The organism is Aequorivita marisscotiae, from assembly GCF_029814825.1.
GTDB lineage: Bacteria > Bacteroidota > Bacteroidia > Flavobacteriales > Flavobacteriaceae > Aequorivita > Aequorivita marisscotiae.
Map to the genome: position 1 here is coordinate 1,055,822 of NZ_CP122379.1, position 17,804 is coordinate 1,073,625.

Consider the following 17,804-nt stretch of genomic DNA (forward strand, 5'->3'; position numbering starts at 1 on the left):
GATTATGAAATTTATAAAAGGAGCTGTAATCGCGCTGGCGTTTTTAACATTACAATCTTGTTTTGTTGCCAAAGATTACAAAAGACCCGAAACGATAGTAGAAGCTCAAAACTACCGCACGGACCAATTGTCGCAAGATACACTCACCATTGCCACACTTTCATGGAAGGAGTTGTTTACAGACCCAATACTTCAAAATTATATTGAGGAAGGATTACAAAACAATATGGATATTCGCGTGGCGCTGCAGCAAATACGAATTGCCGAGGCGTATGTAAAACAGGGCAAAGCCGGTTATTTACCTTCCATAAACGGAAATGCAAAATACACCCATCAGGAATTGCCAGCAACCAATCAATTTGGCAATGTTTCATCTATTGGCCAATACGAATTAAGCGCAGGCCTTTCATGGGAAGCCGATATTTGGGGAAAAATTAGAAGTACAAAACGCGCTTCAGATGCTTCATATTTACAAACAGTGGCCGCGCACCAAGCCGTTAAAAGTAGGTTGATTGGCAATATTGCCTCAGTTTATTATCAATTATTGGCCTTGGATGAGCAAATTCGTATAACCGAAGAAACAATTGAAACACGCTCTAAAGGATTAGAAACTACCCAAGCTCTAAAAGAAGCGGGAAATGTTACCGAAGTGGGCGTGAAGCAAACCGAAGCGCAATTATACACGGCGCAGGGTATTTTAATCGATTTAAAAAACCAAGCGCGGTTGCTGGAAAATACATTATCAATTTTAATGGGAAGCGCACCGAGAATGGTTGAACGCAGCAGTTTGGAAAACCAAACATTAGACGTTTCTTTAAAAACCGGAATTCCCTCTCAATTACTTCGAAATAGACCAGATGTAATCGCCGCGGAATACAATTTAATAAATGCTTTTGAACTTACTAATGTAGCGCGAGCTGGTTTTTATCCGTCCTTAACGCTTTCTGCTACCGGCGGACTTCAGAATATAGAAATTGACAATCTATTTAATGCCAATTCACTATTTGCCACAATTATTGGCGGGTTAACGCAGCCTATTTTTAACAAGCGTCAGATTCGTACCCAATACGAAGTTTCGCAAGCGAAGCAGGAACAGGCTTATTTAGATTTTAGATATGCAATTATAAATGCCAGTAAAGAAGTTTCTGACGCACTGTACAGTTACCAAGCAGCCACTGAGAAAATTGCGGTAAAGCAAAAGGAATACGAGGCGTATACCTTAGCCACCGGATATTCAGAAGAGCTTTTAGATAACGGTTTCGCAAATTATTTGGAAGTTTTAACAGCGCAGGAAAACGCCTTAAATTCTAGTTTAAATTTAATTAACGCAAAAAATAGTCAACTGCAATCCATTGTAGATTTATACGAAGCTTTGGGCGGCGGCTGGCAATAGATTTTTCATAGTTTTTTTATTGTTGATAGTAGAAAATCTGTCTTGAAATTTTTCAAGGCAGATTTTTTTATGTGTTATACCGAAAACTGCTACTTTAGTGCAATGGGAAAACATTACTACACTTTCTTCATAATTATTTTCACTTTCCTTTCCTGTGAAGAAAAGCCCAATAAAATACTTTTGCTCCATGAAGATTGGCAGTTTTCAGAAGTTGAAAAAATTAAGTGGCAACCCGCAAATGTTCCCGGAACGGTACAAGCAGATTTATTGCGTTTAGGTGAAATTCCCGATCCGTTTCTAAAAAATAACGAAGACTCCATTCAATGGGTTTCTTCTAAAAATTGGCAGTATAAAAAGCAATTTTCCGTTTCTGAAGAAATCTTAAAAAGAACAAAGCATTTTTTGAAATTTGAAGGATTGGATACGTATGCCGAAGTATTTCTCAATGATAGTCTAATCCTTTCCACAAACAACGCTTTCCGCAGTTGGGAGGTAGATGTAAGCGATGCTTTAAAAGCCAAAAACAAACTTTTGGTAGATTTTAAAAGTCCAGATTCCATCGAAAAAGCTGAAGCTAAAAAACTGAATTACAAACTTCCCGAAGGTAATCGCGTTTTTACTCGAAAGCCGCAATATCAGTACGGATGGGATTGGGCACCCACTATAAAAACTATGGGCATTTGGCGAAATGTTTCATTAGAAAGTTATGATATTGCACGGCTAAAAGATGTCTTTCTTCAAACAAAATCTATTTCGGATTCTCTTGCTGAAATTGTTGCGAAGTTTGAAATTGAAACTTTAAAAGCGGTAGAAATCACTCTTAGAATTACCAATAAAAATACCTCGGAAACCATTTCTTCAACCTTTAAAACCAAAGCGGGAGAAAGCGAATTTCAAATGCCTTTCAGCATTAAAAATCCGAAACTTTGGTGGACGCACAATTTGGGCGATTCGTTTTTGTACGATATTGAAATTGAATTGCTTCACAATAAGAATGTCTTGGAAACTTATTCAAAAAATCTTGGCATTCGCACCATTGAATTAGTTACTGAAAAAGATTCCATTGGCGAAAGTTTTTATTTTAAATTGAATGGAAAACCTGTTTATATGAAAGGTGCCAACTACGTTCCGCAACAAATGTTGGACGCAAAAATAGATCGAGAAAAATACACGCAATTGATTGGTGATGCGGTTTCGGCAAATATGAATATGCTTCGCATTTGGGGTGGTGGAATTTATGAAGATGATTATTTCTACAATTTATGTGACGAAAAAGGAATCCTTATTTGGCAAGATTTTATGTTCGCCTGCGCCATGTATCCCGGCGATGCCGAATTTCTGGAAAACGCCAAACAAGAAGCAATTGAAAATGTAAAGCGTTTGCGGAACCATCCGAGCATCGCGCTTTGGTGCGGCAATAACGAAAATAACGAGGGCTGGCATCGTTGGGGTTGGCAGGAAGGAAAAACCGAAGCCCAAAAACAAGAAATTTGGGATAGTTATTACGCCCTCTTCAACCACATTTTACCGCGCGTTGTAGATAGTTTAAGCCCAAAAATCAGTTATTGGGAAAGTTCGCCAAAATTTGGTCGAGGCGACAAACGCTACCAATTTCAAGGCGATGCCCACGATTGGTGGGTATGGCATGACGGTTACCCCTTTGAACATTTTGAAAAGAAAGTTCCGCGTTTTATGAGCGAATTTGGCTTTCAATCGTTTCCCAGTCCTGAAACTGTAAAATATGCCACCGGAAGAGATTCTGTTTTTAAAAACGATCCGCTTTTTGCAAACCATCAAAAACACGTCAGAGGTTTTAAGATTATTGAAGAATATATGGCGCGCGACTTTCCAGTGCCGCAAAATGCCGAAGATTATATGTATGTAAGTCAGCTTTTGCAAGCCCGTGGAATTACGATGGGAATTCACGCCCACCGTCGTGCAAAACCATATAACATGGGCACGCTTTATTGGCAATTGAACGACTGTTGGCCGGCTATTTCGTGGTCCAGCATTGATTATTTGGGCAATTGGAAAGCACTGCATTATAAAGCCAAGAAAGCCTTTGAAAACGTTTTGATTTCTACTGAAGAAAAAAAGGATACGCTTAATATTTTTGTAGTAAATGATAGTTTTAAAACCATTAAAGATTCTTTAGTTTTAAAGTTATTGAATTTTGATGGAGAAGTAATTCACAAAAAACAACTTGCGATTGAAAGCCCCGAAAACAGTAGTAAAATTGTCTATTCCCTTCCGTTGGAAACTTTAAAATTTGATAGAGATTTTAGCGTTTTAAAAATCAATTTCGGGAAAAGTGAATATTTAAATTATTTTGTAAAACCGAAAGATTTAAAGCTTAAAAAAGAGGAAATCGAAATTGAAGTATGCTGTTCGGTCGAGCGCAGTCGAGACCTATCATTACCATCAAACTCCAAAGTTCTCGACTGCGCTCGAACAGACAATAATTTGTGTTTTTCCGTAACCCTTGTATCAAAAACACTTCAAAAGAATGTATTTTTAGAGGCAGATGAAAAGGGAAAATTTGATGATAATTTCTTCGATTTGTTGCCGAATGAACCCAAAACAATTCTTTTTTCAACCGAAAGTAAAACCCCACCAAAATTGAAGTTAAAAACCTTAAATCAACTTTTTCCCTAGCTATGCGAACTATTTATACTCTAATTCTCACATTATTTTCATTTAGCGTTTTTTCGCAAAATCCCGATGTAGTTTTAATTCCAAAACCGCAACAATTAACCTTGCGAGATGGTAATTTTACCCTCGATAAAAACACAAGTTTATTCACTGCTCCTGAATTTGAAATTGCGAGTAACTTCTTAAACGAATTTCTTAAAAATGGTGCTGGATTTAAGCTTCAAAATACTTCAAAAGAAGACGCCAACATTATTATTGAGAAAGACACTTCGCAACCTTCCGAGGGTTATTTTTTAGATATTTCAAATTCAAAAATTCACATTAAAGTTAGCGATGCGAGTGGCGCTTTTTATGCAATACAAACGTTGCGGCAATTACTTCCAATAGGGCTCGAAGTCCCTCTTGCCCCCGAAGGAGGAGTTGAAAGTGCAACGTTTTTAATTCCGCAGTTAACGATTACGGATTTTCCGAAATTTGCTTATCGCGGGATGCATTTAGATGTTTCACGACATTTTTTCGATAAGGAATTTGTAAAAAAATACATCGCAAATCTGGCCATGCTAAAGATGAACACTTTCCATTGGCATTTGACGGACGACCAAGGATGGCGAATTGAAATTAAAAAATATCCCGAACTCACGGCAAAAGGGGCGTTTAGAAATGAAACGCGAATAGGGCATTACGAAGATAAACCAGAATTGTACGACGGTAAACGTTACGGCGGTTTTTACACCCAAGAAGACATTAAAGAGGTAGTTGCATTTGCTGCGACGCAAAACGTAACTATAATTCCTGAAATAGAAATGCCTGGGCACGCGCAGGCTGCCATTAGTTCGTACCCCGAATTGGGCTGCACTGGGAAACAGATTCCCGTGGCGACAACTTGGGGTGTTTTTGAAGATATTTTTTGCCCAAAAGAAGAAACATTTACTTTTTTGGAAAATGTTTTAAACGAAGTTATGCCATTATTTCCGGGCGAATATATTCACATTGGTGGCGACGAAGCGCCAAAATTGCGTTGGAAAAATTGTGCACATTGCCAACAATTGATAAAGGATAAAAATTTAAAAAATGAACACGGGTTGCAGAGTTATTTTATTCATAGAATTGAAGAATTTGTAAATAGCAAAGGCAAAAAAATAATTGGTTGGGACGAAATTTTGGAGGGTGGCCTCGCGCCAAACGCCACTGTAATGTCGTGGCGCGGCATGCAAGGCGGAATTGACGCCGCAAAGCAAAAACACGATGTAATTATGACCCCGGTGTCGCATTGCTATTTTGATTATTACCAAAGTGAAAATTTAGATGAACCCACGGCAATTGGCGGATTCCTACCGTTGAAAAAGGTGTATTCCTTTAATCCAATTCCTCACGAATTAGATGTCGAAGAAGCAAAATACATTCTTGGCGCACAAGCCAATGTGTGGACGGAATACATTCCAACGGAAAAGCAGGTAGAATATATGGTTTTTCCGAGAGCGCTTGCTATGAGTGAGGTTGTTTGGAATGGACCTTCAAAAGATTTCGAAAAAGATTATCCCGATTTCTTTTCGCGAGTTGAAGATTTTATGAAGCGTTTGGATGCTTTAAATATTAATTACGCCAATTATTTATATGAAATTGACGGCAAAATTATAAAAGTGGAAAACAAAGTATTTTACGAGTTATCCACGCCCACCAAAGGAAAGGATATTCATTATTCGATAAATAACTCTAAAACGAAACTTTACTCAGAGCCAATTTTAATTGAAAGGGATTCCAAGATTACGGCTAATGTTTTTAAGAATGACGAAAAACTAGGGCGTGATTTTTCCGAAGAAATAAAATATCATAAAGGGATTTTAGGAAAAATTGAACTCAACTTAGCGCCAAATCCTGCGTATGCAGCCGGCGGAAAGGAAGCATTAATCAACGGAATTTCTGGTAGCGACAAACGCTATGGCGACAAAGAGTGGTTGGGTTTTTGGGGTGATGATTTAGAAATTACAATCGATTTGGGAAAGGAAACGGAAGTACGTTCCCTAAAAACTCGATTTTTCAATTCGCCCGGAGTTTGGATATATTCACCCAAAGAGCTTTCCATTTTCTGCAAAAATGTAAAAGGTGAAATAATTTCCTTCACTAAAAATATAAATGCGGAAAACGATAACTTAATTGATGTCGCGGTTAATTTGGCCGAGAAAGGGGGTTTAAAGACCAGATATATAAAACTGAAAATCCTCAATTATGGTATGATTCCAGACGGTTTGCAAGGTGCAGGACACAAAGCGTGGACGTTTATTGACGAAATAATAATTGAATGATATAACTTTGACAAAGTTTTAAACTTTGTCAAAGTTGAGTTATACACAAATTGAAATCTGCGCGAATAGCTTCCAAAGTGCCCAAAATGCACAACTTGCAGGAGCAAACCGAATGGAACTTTGCACCGAGCTTTCCGTTGGCGGCCTCACGCCAAGCCACGGACTAATTGAAAAAGTAGTTTCGGAATTAACTATTCCAACCCACGTTTTAATCCGTCCGCGAAGTGGAAACTTTACCTATTCCGAAGAAGAATTTGATGTTATGTTGCACGATATTGCATTTTGTAAAAAATTAGGTTGTGCAGGAATTGTAAGCGGATTTTTAACTTCGGAAAACAAAATTTATTTTGAAAAAACGAAGCAATTGATTGCTGCTTCCGAAGAAATGGACTTTACTTTTCACCGTGCTTTTGACTGGGTTGAAAATCCGATAGAAGAATTTCAAAAATTGATTGATCTAAGAGTAAACAGATTACTTTCCTCGGGACAAAAACCTAGAGCAATTGAGGGAATTTTATTGTTAAAGAAACTTCAAAATCTTTCAAAAGGTAAACTGGAAATTATGCCAGGCGGCGGAATTAATCTTGAAAATGCCTTGAAATTTAAAGAAGCTGGGTTTAAAAGCATTCACTTTTCAGCAACAACAAAAAAACAAACACTCCAACAGAAACCGAAAGTTTCCATGCACAGTAAAACATTTTTTGAAGAAGGAATTGTCAGCACTTCAAATATAGAAACCATTCAAAAAATTAAAGAATTATTAACGTAACGGAAAACCTTTGGCAGCCCACCAAGGATGGATTTCAATTGAAAGCCTGCCAGCTTTAACCATAGGGTCCATATTTGCAAGACTGTCTGCCATTTTTTGGGTAGGAACGTTGTAAATGGTAATTCCACGTATATCGCCTTCATCGCCAAAAGGGCCTGAAATATCTGCAAAACCTTCTTCGTACATCCGTCCCAAATGTGCCAAATGCAATGTTTGTAGGCTGTCCGCTTCCTCTTTGGTTTGGGAACGAGCGGGCCCTTTTTTTAGAAATGCAATAAAATATTGTTGCATTAAAATGGTGTCGCCAGATTTTTCATCAACGTAATCAAAAGTTTGAAAGCCTTTTTGAGTAAGTTCCTCTTTTAGCTGCGACATTGGAATTTTTACTTCCTCTGGGCAGGGTTCGGAGATATATTCCTTTTCAATTTTGGTTTCACAACTTAAAAATGTAATTCCTAAAATTGCAACAAGTAATTTAGCTTTCATTTTTCCAGTTCTTAAAGGGGTTTTTACTCAAATTTGAATTGTAATATTTTACCTCGCCCGTTACTTCCATTCCCAACCATTCAGGTTTTGAAAAGGGTTCGTTTTCAGAATCGAGTTCTATTTCAGCGATGATTAGCCCGGCATTTTCACCAATAAAATCATCTACTTCAAAAGTATGGTTGTCTATTGAAATTTCATAACGGGTTTTTTCAATAATGCCTGGTTCACATAAAAGAAGCAATTCTTCAGCTTCTGCCTGTGAAATCTGTTTTTCCCACTCAAAACGCGTAAGCCCAGATTTGTTAGATTTCCCTTTAATAGTTATAAATCCATCATTTCCTTGAATACGGATGCGCACGGTACGTTCCCGATGGGTATTTAAAAACCCCTGAACAAGGCGTGTGCGTTTGTGTGCTTCGTTTTTAAAAGCTTCGGAAGTGACCAAAAATTTACGTTCTATTTCTTGCATGTTTTGTTTATTATCCTGCAAGGTTTTCAAAACCTTGTAGGTCTATTAAGCGTATTTATTGTATTTACCTACAAGGAGCCAGCCGCGGCGGGAACACCTTGCAGAAAGAAGGTCTATTTTCCAATTTCCCTAATTTTTTCCGAAGTAATAATTTTTTCAGAATATTCTTTTTTTGCCAAAATCAGCATGGCTTCCGCAATAGTTTCGGCTTTAATCATTTTGTATTTTTTCGGAATTAAAAAGCCGAAAGACTTCATAAAAAAAGTCGCTACTTTTTCACCTAAACGATTTTCATCACGGTCGCCCACAATAAGCGAAGGTTGTAGAATATAAGTGTTTTCAATATTCTCCGCTAAAACATCGCGTTCCATTTGGCCTTTCGTTTTGTTGTAAAAAACACTGCTATTTTCATCTGCACCGAGTGCTGAGATTACAATAAAAGTCTTAATTCCGTTGTTTTTGGCAAGTTTTGCAGCCGTAACGGGAATACCATAATCTATCTTTTTATAAATTTCTTTGTCGGGAGTTTTAGCTTTTGTTGTTCCAATACAGCAAAAAGCCACATCGGCTTTAAAGGCTTCGGAATAATCTTCCAATTGAAACATATCTATTAAATGCTCTTCAATTTTAGGCGAATGCTTTTTTGCCGAACTGCGGGAGAATAACTTTATTTTTTCAAAGGAAGCATCTTTTAATAGCTTTTCCAATAATATGCCGCCCGTTAATCCCGTGGCGCCGAGAATGATTGCTGTTTTCATAGTCTAAATATACCTACAAGGTTTTGAAAACCTTGCAGGAAATTTTAAAATCTGTTAGGTTTTAGTCTCTTTAAAGGTATTAAATTTACGCTATGCAAGAAATGCTTCCCATCCGTAAAATAATACACATAGACATGGACGCATTTTACGCCTCTGTAGAGCAGTTGGATAATCCCGATTTGCGCGGAAAACCCTTGGCAGTTGGCGGAAGTTCTGTCCGTGGTGTAGTGGCGGCAGCAAGTTACGAAGCTAGGAAATTTGGAGTGCGGAGTGCCATGAGTGGCGCAATGGCGCGAAAACTTTGTCCCGATTTAATATTTGTTAGAACTAATTTTGATAGATATCGAGAAGTTTCTAAACAGATTCGAAAAATTTTTCTTGAATATACAGATTTGGTAGAACCGCTTTCGTTGGATGAAGCTTATCTGGACGTTACCGTAAACAAAATTGGCAATCCCAGCGCTTCAATGATTGCTCAAGAAATTCGCAATAGAATAAAAGAAGTTACCGGTTTAAATGCCTCTGCCGGAATTTCGGTAAATAAATTTGTGGCGAAAATAGCCAGCGACATCAATAAACCCAACGGACAAAAAACAATTGGTCCCGAGGAAGTGGAACCTTTTTTGGAAACGTTGGATGTAAAAAAGTTTTACGGCGTTGGAAAAGTGACAAAGGAAAAAATGTACCGTTTGGGCATTTTTACGGGGAAGGATTTGAAGGGAAAATCACTTGAATTTTTAGAGGATCACTTCGGGAAGAGCGGTGGTTTTTATTATAACGTTGTGCGCGGAATACATAACAGCAAAGTAAAACCAACACGTACGCAAAAATCTTTGGCGGCGGAGCATACCTTTTCTGAGAATATTTCTTCGGAAATTTTTATGCTGGAACGGCTGGAGGAAATTGCCACCGAAGTTGAAAACAGACTTTCTGCAAAAAAACTAGCGGGCAAAACCGTAACCTTAAAAATTAAGTATCGCGATTTTACCATTCAAACCCGCAGTAGAACGCTTGCTGAATTTATTTCTTTAAAGCAACCTATAATGACTGTGGTTAAAGAATTGTTATTTCAGGAAAAAATGAAGGAATCGGTACGGTTGTTGGGAATTTCAATTTCACACCTAAACAATGAAAAATCTGTGAAAACGGACATTTTGAAAGAGTCCATAGACGTACAATTGAAACTTGAATTTTAAAGGCCCTCCGGCTTCGGCACTTCCCTTGAAAAAAAGGGGAGGAAAACAGTAAAAATTTTAAATATGATATAAAGCTACTTATCTTTAAACTAATTTAAAACTCTAAATTTATGAAGACTGTAGCTTTTTCTGTCCTTGCCCTTGCGTGTTTTACTTTTCTTTTTTCCTGTAAAAACGACGCCAAAACCACTGACGAAGCGCAAACTGTTGCTGCAGATTCCATTCCTGCAGAAACCGCTCCCGATGCAATGTACGTTACAGCCGTTAGCGGATTGACCTTGCGCGAATTTCCAAACTTGCAAAGTGCGAAACTTGCAGTGATGCCTTTAGGCACAAAAGTGAAAATTATTAATGCCGAAGGAAAAACTACGATGAATGTGGGCGGAATTGACGGTGCAATGGACAAGGTGGAATTCAACAACCAAAAAGGGTTTGCATTTAACGGTTTTCTGTCGAAGTTTTTTCCTCCTGGGGAAAATGCTTCGGCAGAGCATTATGCCGAAGAATTGAAAAAGGATTTTCCGAAGGTAAGCTATTCCGAAGCTACGGGCGGAACGGCGAGCAAGCCTACAAAGACTGAAACCTTATTACTTCCAACTGATAAATGGCACGAGGCATTTTTTACGGCGCAACAACTTTTCAATATCCCGAAGGTGTTTGCATTTCCCAATCCAAAAGGCTCCAATAACGAAACCCAACAAAACGGCAACAAAAAGAAAACTGATTTTGTAAGCGAACTACAGATTACTCGAAATAATAACGATTTACAGAAAATAGTGTATAACTACAAAACAACGGGTTTTGGCTATACGATAACCATTACCAAGGAAGCGGAGGGGATGAAACTGGAAAAGGTAGAGGTGGTGGATTGACCTTTTCAACATTGACAAAGTTTTAAACTTTGTCAATGTTAGGTTATTTCACCTGCGACACACGTAGCGTATTCACCATTCCTTTGTCAACAATAGGCATAGCCGCGAGATTGATTAAAAAATCGCCCTTATGCACAAAACCACTTTCAAAAGCTATGCGGTTTACGTCTTCCACGGTTTCGTCTGTACTTACATATCTATCGTAATAGAAGGCTTTTACGCCCCATAATAAATTTAAGCGGGCCAAAATGCGCTTGTTGCTGGTAAAGGCGAGGATAAAGGCTGAGGGCCGCCAAGCCGAAATCTGGAAAGCTGTGTAGCCACTATTGGTTAGCGTGCAAATGGCTTGCGCTTCAATCTCGTTTGCCATATGTGCGGCGTGATAGCAGATAGATTTTGTAATGTAGCGGTTCGTTTTAATTTGTGGTGGCTCTTGGGGCACGCGGATCAATTCAGAATTTTCTACGCTTTTTAGGATTTTTGCCATTGTTTTTATCACGGCAACGGGATAATTACCCACGGAAGTTTCACCGGAAAGCATCACGGCATCGGCGCCGTCCATAACGCTGTTTGCCACGTCGTTCACTTCGGCACGGGTTGGCGTTAGCGAAGTTATCATTGTTTCCATCATTTGTGTGGCGATGATTACAGGTATTCGTGCTCTTTTTGCTGTTAGTACCAACTCTTTTTGGATTAATGGCACCTCTTCGGCTGGAACTTCTACGCCCAGATCGCCACGGGCTACCATGAGGCCGTCGCAATAAGCAACAATCTTATCTATATTTGCTACTGCTTCGGGTTTTTCAATTTTGGCAATGATTGGTATTTTATATTCGCAATGTGCTTCAATCAGCGCCTGTAATTCCTTTAGATCTTCGGCATGGCGCACGAAGGAAAGTGCCATCCAATCTACTTTTTGCTCGATGGCAAATATGGCGTCTTCCTTGTCTTTGGCGGTAAGCGCGGGAAGCGAAATATTTGTATTGGGAAGGTTTACCCCTTTTTTGGAACGAAGTGGGCCACCTTGTACAACCATTGCTTTTACTTGGTCTATTCGGTTGGTTTCCAATATTTCAAAAATAAGTTTGCCGTCGTCTAAAAGCACGCGTTCGCCTGGGTTAACATCGTGCGGAAACTTATCGTAATTCATATAAACCCGCTTTCTATTGCCTTCAAATTCATCGCCCGTGCAAAAGAAAAGCTCGTCGCCGGGCTGAACAACCACTTCTTCTTTCATCATTCCCACGCGCAATTTGGGACCTTGCAAATCTCCTAAGATGGCTACGTGGGTATCTAACTCTTCTGAGAGTTCGCGGATTGTTTTTATGTTCTCTTTTACAGTATCGTAATTTGCGTGCGAAAAGTTTACCCTAAATACATCTACGCCTTCCAAAATCATATATTTAAGAATTTCTCTGGAGGAAGTGGACGGGCCAAGTGTGGCGACTATTTTTGTTCTTTTTTGATTTGACATTTAATCGAAAATTAAATTGTTCTTAGATTTTATATTGTCTATTGCTACCGAATAGGCAGAAATAACTTGTTTTATATCGTTAATTTCTGAAATGATTTTGTGCAGCGATTCTGTTTCAAAATCTGAAAAAATTTTTAGAAAATAATCTACTTTTTTATATTCAGGAAGAAGGTAGTGGGTTCGGGATTTTTCCGAAAGCATTTCGGCAAATAAACCATCCGAACTTTGTAAACCTGCTTCGACCGACTTGCATTTGTTAGCTACCAAATAGAAGTGAGTGTATTTGTGTACGTCTTCAAATTCGTATAGCGGAAATGTAATTAACAACCCATTGCTTGAAAAATCGAGATCTGTCTTACTTCGTTTTAACCTCATGTTGAGGTTACGGTTCATTAAATATGCCAATTTATAATCTTCTTCACTACAATGAATGGCAATGAGCTCAAAGGGTTCTTCAAAATCTTCGTCAAAAAGTAATTTGTAATTCGCCATTAATTTTTAGGGTTCTTGAAGTAGATGCAGTAGTTGTAAATTACCTACAGACAAAAATAAGCAACTTTACAGCTATTAGCTAAAATACGGGCAGGCTAATGGTAAATTTGAGAGAAATATAACTTTTAACACTAAGGTTTTTCTGAATCTACCTTTATGTGAAGTTTGTAAAAGGCTCTTTTGGCAGCACGTTCTTCGGCTTTCTTTTTTGAAGTAGCTCGGGCTTTTGCAACTACTTCGTCCCCTAGTTTTAAACGAACGGCAAAATGTTTTAATTCGTCTTTTCCGTTGTCTTCGTATATTTCGAAGTTAAATTGGTTTTTGTGCTTTTGACACCATTCAATAAAGAGGCTTTTGTAGCTAATTACTTTTCCTTCTAGTTTTTTAATATCTACATAAGGTTTTACAACTCTTTTTTGGATAAATTTTTCGCAATATTTAAATCCGCGATCTAAGTAAATGGCGCCCACTAAGGCTTCAAAAACATTGCCGTAAATATTACCGCTAAACTGTTGGGTGGGAATGGTTGTTTTTAAAAATTTTATAAGGTTTAAATCGCGCGCCAATTCATTTAAGTGTTCTCGGCTCACTACTTTGCTTCGCATTTTGGTAAGATAGCCTTCATTTCCGCCTGGTACTTTTTTAAAAAGATGTGCGGCAATTACCGCTCCTAGCATGGCATCGCCTAAAAATTCTAGACGCTCGTAATTTTGTGGTTGTCCGCTGGTATTTTTTTCGTTGGTAGAACGGTGGGTAAAAGCCGTTTCGTAAATGGAAAGATTTTTGGGACTAAACCCTAATATTTTTTTTAGGGAATTATAAAATTCCCCGTTCTTTTCTGTACGGGAAGTAAATATGTTTTTAATGGAAGCCATTAATTAATTTAGGCGTCAAGTTTTTTAAAGAGTACACAAGCATTATGTCCTCCAAAACCAAAGGTATTGCTCATTGCAACTTTAATGTCGCGTTTTTGAGCTTTGTTGAGGGTTAGGTTTAAGGAAGAGTCAATGTTTTCATCTACCGTTGCGTGATTAATGGTAGGTGGAACAATGCCGTGTTTCATTGCCAAAATAGAGGCAATTGCTTCAATAGCGCCCGCAGCCCCTAAAAGGTGCCCGGTCATAGATTTTGTAGAATTGATATTGATGTCTTTTGCATGTTTGCCAAAAACATTCACAATAGCTTTTAACTCGGCAACATCGCCAAGAGGCGTTGAGGTTCCGTGAGTATTTATGGTATCTACTTCGTCTGAGCTTATATTGGCATCGCGAAGCGTGTTTAACATAACGCGTTCCACTCCAATTCCGTCTGGGTGTGGGGCCGTCATATGGTAAGCATCGCTGCTCATACCCCCGCCAACTACTTCGGCGTAAATTTTTGCGCCGCGTTTTTTGGCGTGTTCGTATTCTTCAAGGATTAGTGCGCCTGCTCCTTCACCTAAAACAAAACCATCTCTGGTGGCATCAAATGGACGCGATGCGGTTTCAGGGCTTTCGTTTCGAGTAGATAGTGCGTGCATAGCATTAAATCCTCCCATGCCCGCCAAAGTTACGGCAGCTTCGCTCCCCCCTGTAACAATAACGTCGCAATGGCCTAACCGTATATAGTTTAGTGCATCTATCATAGCATTGGCAGAGGAAGCACAGGCAGAGACCGTTGTATAGTTTGGCCCCATAAAACCGTGCTTAATAGAAATATTTCCCGGCGCAATGTCTGCAATCATTTTTGGAATAAAGAAGGGGTTGAAACGTGGTGTTCCATCCCCTTCTGCAAAGTTTATTACTTCATTTTGAAAAGTTTCCAACCCGCCTATTCCAGCTCCCCAAATTACCCCTACGCGAAATTTATCAACCTCATCAAGGTTAATTCCGGCATCTAGTATTGCTTCATCCGAAGATACTAAGGCATATTGTGCAAAGCGATCTAATTTACGGGCTTCTTTCCTATCAAAATGATCTTCTGCGTTGAAATTCTTCAATTCGCAAGCGAATTTAGTTTTGAACTTTTCAGCATCAAAATACGTTATTGGCGCACAGCCACTTTTCCCGTTAACGAGGCCATCCCAATATTCTTGAATATTGTTGCCAATAGGGGTAAGGGCACCAAGGCCTGTAACTACAACTCGCTTTAATTCCATAGAAGAATTCTTATTTTGCTGCTTCTATATAGGAAATTGCTTGACCTACTGTCGCAATGTTTTCAGCTTGGTCGTCTGGAATCTGGATATCAAATTCTTTTTCAAATTCCATGATAAGCTCTACCGTATCTAAGGAGTCTGCTCCTAAGTCGTTAGTGAAGCTCGCTTCGTTTACAACTTCGTTTTCGTCTACACCTAATTTGTCTACGATAATCGCTTTTACTCTTGATGCAATGTCTGACATAATTCTTGATTTTTAAATTTAATTATAAGTGGCAAAAATAAAATATTTTAATTGAAAACACCATTTAATGTTGAAAATGTGAACGAGATGATTATTACCTATTCACTTTCAAGTAGTTTTTGACCTACCAATTTAAACATTTTTGGGCGAAGTAAAACCCTATTGCCTTACTTTTGTGTTTTATTTGTTAATTTTTACTTCGAGAAAAACCTTTGGAAACAGAAATGAAGAAACGAATTGTAATTTTTGCCTCGGGTAGCGGTACCAATGCCGAGAACATTATTAAATACTTTCAACGATCGCAAGTTGCCCAGGTCGTTCGCGTGCTGTCAAACAAGAAGAATGCCAAAGTTTTGGAACGTGCCGAAAGGCTTGATGTTGAAGCCGCTTCTTTTACAAATGAAGAACTGCTTTCTGAAAACGGCGTTTTAAAAATTTTGAAGGAAGTTAAGCCAGACATTATAGTGTTGGCGGGTTTTCTGTTGAAATTTCCCGAAATTATTCTAAAAGAATTTCCAAACAAAGTGATTAACATTCACCCAGCACTGCTCCCAAAATACGGCGGAAAAGGCATGTACGGCAGTTTTGTACACGAATCTGTTGTTAAAAACAATGAAGTTGAAACGGGAATAACCATTCATTATGTAAATGAAAATTATGATGAGGGCGCCATTATTTCACAGAAAAAGGTAGTGCTTTCAGAAAATGAAACGCCTGAAACGGTCGCCAAAAAAGTACATACATTGGAATACGAATGGTTTCCAAAAATAATTGAAGAAGTTTTGAGTGGACAGCCTCAGTAAAATTTGAAAATCCTCTTTATTTATTATTAAATAGTTCAACAATCAAAAATCGTTAATCGACAATCGTTAATCTTTATGGCTAAAAAGCAGAAATTTTACGTAGTTTGGTTTGGTAATCCCGCTGGAATATTTGACAGTTGGAAGGAATGCAAACGTTCTATAGATGGCGTAAAAGGGGCGCAATACAAAAGTTTTGAAACGTTTGATGAAGCTAAAAAAGCCTACAATAAAGAATATGCAGATTATAAAGGGAAAACTGTAAAAAAGACACTTTCCAAAGAACAGCTTCTTAAAATAGGCGAACCGAATCTATATTCTATCGCTGTGGACGCAGCTTCCAGCGGCAATCCCGGAAAGATGGAATATCGGGGCGTGGATACGCAAACGCACAAACAACTTTTCCACCAAGGCCCTTTTCAGCAGGGAACCAATAATATTGGGGAGTTTTTGGCACTTGTGCACGGCTTGGCATTTCTTAAAAAGAACAACAGCGACCGTATTATTTACAGTGATTCGCGCATTGCGATGGGCTGGGTAAAAAAGAAAAAATGCAACACAAAACTAAAACAATCTGCTAAAAATAAAACCCTTTTTGAATTGGTTAAACGTGCTGAAAACTGGCTTAAAACCAATAAATACGAAACGAAAATAGTAAAATGGGAAACCAAGGCTTGGGGTGAAATTCCTGCGGATTTTGGAAGGAAGTGAAACCTACAATAAGATTCTTTCAAAGCTGTTAAAAGCTCATTCTTTTATAATTAATTTGATTAAATTTGCACCCTCTTTAAAAATCCCTTTATGAGCAAACTCGTAATCGTTGGTACTGTAGCTTTTGATGCTATTGAAACTCCTTTCGGAAAAACCGATAAAATTCTTGGCGGCGCCGCTACCTATATAGGTTTGGCTGCATCGCAGTTTAATGTTGATGGCGCAATTGTTTCTATTGTTGGGGGCGATTTTCCGAAGAATGATCTTAAAATGCTTCAAGAAAACGGGATGGATATTTCGGGTCTCGAAGTGGTTGAGGATGGAAAAACCTTCTTTTGGAGCGGAAAATACCATAACGATATGAATACCCGCGACACTTTAATCACAGATTTAAATGTGCTTGCCGATTTCAACCCTAAAGTTCCCGAGGGCTATCGCGGTGCCGAAGTGGTCATGTTAGGAAATCTGCATCCGCTCGTCCAATTGGGCGTAATTGAGCAGATGAATTCGCCGAAGCTAATTGTTTTAGACACTATGAATTTTTGGATGGATAGTGCTTTGAACGAATTAATGCAGGTAATCGCAAAAGTTGATGTTATTACAATAAACGACGAAGAGGCGAGACAGCTTTCCGGCGAATATTCATTAGTAAAGGCTGCTGCTAAAATAATGGAAATGGGACCTAAATATGTAGTAATTAAAAAAGGCGAACACGGTGCATTACTATTTGGCGACGACGATGTTTTTTTCGCTCCAGCAATGCCCTTGCGGGAGGTTTTTGACCCAACTGGCGCTGGCGACACATTTGCCGGTGGATTCACCGGATATTTGGCAAAAACCGGTAATTACAGTTATGATAATATGAAGAACGCAGTAATTAATGGTTCGGCATTGGCTTCGTTTTGTGTTGAAAAATTTGGGCCAGAACGATTGCTCAACCTTACAAACAAGGATGTGCATCAACGCATTCAGCAATTTAAGAGCTTGACACAATTTGATATAAAATTAACCTAAATACGCGCCCTTACTTATTAAGGGCGTTTTTTGT

General features: G+C 38.6%; 17 protein-coding genes. 9 read left to right on the plus strand and 8 right to left on the minus strand.

What is annotated here, in order from left to right:
• Positions 1-4 precede the first annotated feature (4 nt).
• From QCQ61_RS04940 to QCQ61_RS04955, 4 genes are all read left to right on the plus strand, one after another.
• On the plus strand, positions 5-1,393 hold the full coding sequence (locus QCQ61_RS04940) for an efflux transporter outer membrane subunit (protein WP_279449666.1): 1,389 nt from the start codon (positions 5-7) through the stop codon (positions 1,391-1,393).
• 102 nt (positions 1,394-1,495) lie between these two features.
• Complete coding sequence (locus QCQ61_RS04945) at positions 1,496-4,048, plus strand: beta-mannosidase (RefSeq protein ID WP_279449667.1); 2,553 nt, start codon at positions 1,496-1,498, stop codon at positions 4,046-4,048.
• Between the two features lie 2 nt (positions 4,049-4,050).
• Positions 4,051-6,348 carry a glycoside hydrolase family 20 protein gene (locus QCQ61_RS04950; RefSeq protein WP_279449669.1) on the plus strand — a complete coding sequence of 766 codons (2,298 nt, stop codon included), beginning with the start codon at positions 4,051-4,053 and terminating at the stop codon, positions 6,346-6,348.
• A gap of 34 nt (positions 6,349-6,382) precedes the next feature.
• Positions 6,383-7,117, plus strand: a complete 735-nt coding sequence (locus tag QCQ61_RS04955) for a copper homeostasis protein CutC (protein WP_279449670.1) — start codon at positions 6,383-6,385, stop codon at positions 7,115-7,117.
• Here QCQ61_RS04955 and QCQ61_RS04960 read toward each other — a convergent pair.
• From QCQ61_RS04960 to QCQ61_RS04970, 3 genes are all read right to left on the minus strand, one after another.
• Positions 7,109-7,603, minus strand: a complete 495-nt coding sequence (locus tag QCQ61_RS04960; protein ID WP_279449671.1) for a YciI family protein — start codon at positions 7,601-7,603, stop codon at positions 7,109-7,111. The two genes, QCQ61_RS04955 and QCQ61_RS04960, sit on opposite strands and share 9 nt — an antisense overlap.
• A complete protein-coding gene (locus QCQ61_RS04965) occupies positions 7,593-8,072 on the minus strand; it encodes a CYTH domain-containing protein (protein WP_279449672.1) in 480 nt (159 codons plus the stop codon). Before QCQ61_RS04965 ends, QCQ61_RS04960 begins: the two co-directional genes overlap by 11 nt.
• A gap of 113 nt (positions 8,073-8,185) precedes the next feature.
• A complete protein-coding gene (locus tag QCQ61_RS04970) occupies positions 8,186-8,830 on the minus strand; it encodes an NAD(P)H-binding protein (protein WP_279449673.1) in 645 nt (214 codons plus the stop codon).
• Between the two features lie 92 nt (positions 8,831-8,922).
• On the opposite strand from QCQ61_RS04970, the gene dinB reads away from it, so the two are divergent.
• Together dinB and QCQ61_RS04980 are read left to right on the plus strand one after the other, a co-directional pair.
• Positions 8,923-10,026 carry a DNA polymerase IV gene (dinB, locus tag QCQ61_RS04975; protein ID WP_279449674.1) on the plus strand — a complete coding sequence of 368 codons (1,104 nt, stop codon included), beginning with the start codon at positions 8,923-8,925 and terminating at the stop codon, positions 10,024-10,026.
• Between the two features lie 110 nt (positions 10,027-10,136).
• Positions 10,137-10,898, plus strand: a complete 762-nt coding sequence (locus QCQ61_RS04980) for an SH3 domain-containing protein (RefSeq protein WP_279449675.1) — start codon at positions 10,137-10,139, stop codon at positions 10,896-10,898.
• A gap of 43 nt (positions 10,899-10,941) precedes the next feature.
• On the opposite strand, the gene pyk is transcribed toward QCQ61_RS04980, so the two are convergent.
• The 5 genes from pyk to QCQ61_RS05005 form a co-directional block, all read right to left on the minus strand.
• A complete protein-coding gene (gene pyk, locus QCQ61_RS04985; RefSeq protein ID WP_279449676.1) occupies positions 10,942-12,372 on the minus strand; it encodes a pyruvate kinase in 1,431 nt (476 codons plus the stop codon).
• A complete protein-coding gene (locus QCQ61_RS04990) occupies positions 12,373-12,864 on the minus strand; it encodes an IPExxxVDY family protein (protein ID WP_279449677.1) in 492 nt (163 codons plus the stop codon). It abuts the gene before it with no gap.
• Positions 12,865-12,995: 131 nt separating this feature from the next.
• The gene (rnc, locus tag QCQ61_RS04995) at positions 12,996-13,739 is read right to left on the minus strand and encodes a ribonuclease III (protein ID WP_279449678.1); all 744 of its coding nucleotides are present in this window, start codon (positions 13,737-13,739) and stop codon (positions 12,996-12,998) included.
• An 8-nt stretch (positions 13,740-13,747) separates the two neighbouring features.
• Entirely contained in the window at positions 13,748-15,001 is a 1,254-nt protein-coding gene (gene fabF / locus QCQ61_RS05000; RefSeq protein ID WP_279449679.1) for a beta-ketoacyl-ACP synthase II, read from the minus strand.
• A 10-nt stretch (positions 15,002-15,011) separates the two neighbouring features.
• Positions 15,012-15,245, minus strand: a complete 234-nt coding sequence (locus tag QCQ61_RS05005; RefSeq protein WP_014781833.1) for an acyl carrier protein — start codon at positions 15,243-15,245, stop codon at positions 15,012-15,014.
• Positions 15,246-15,469: 224 nt separating this feature from the next.
• On the opposite strand from QCQ61_RS05005, the gene purN reads away from it, so the two are divergent.
• The 3 genes from purN (at position 15,470) to QCQ61_RS05020 (ending at position 17,770) form a co-directional block, all read left to right on the plus strand.
• Entirely contained in the window at positions 15,470-16,048 is a 579-nt protein-coding gene (purN, locus tag QCQ61_RS05010) for a phosphoribosylglycinamide formyltransferase (protein WP_279449680.1), read from the plus strand.
• A gap of 75 nt (positions 16,049-16,123) precedes the next feature.
• On the plus strand, positions 16,124-16,756 hold the full coding sequence (locus QCQ61_RS05015; protein ID WP_279449681.1) for a ribonuclease H family protein: 633 nt from the start codon (positions 16,124-16,126) through the stop codon (positions 16,754-16,756).
• A gap of 90 nt (positions 16,757-16,846) precedes the next feature.
• A complete protein-coding gene (locus QCQ61_RS05020; protein WP_279449682.1) occupies positions 16,847-17,770 on the plus strand; it encodes a PfkB family carbohydrate kinase in 924 nt (307 codons plus the stop codon).
• The last annotated feature ends 34 nt before the right edge of the window (positions 17,771-17,804 follow it).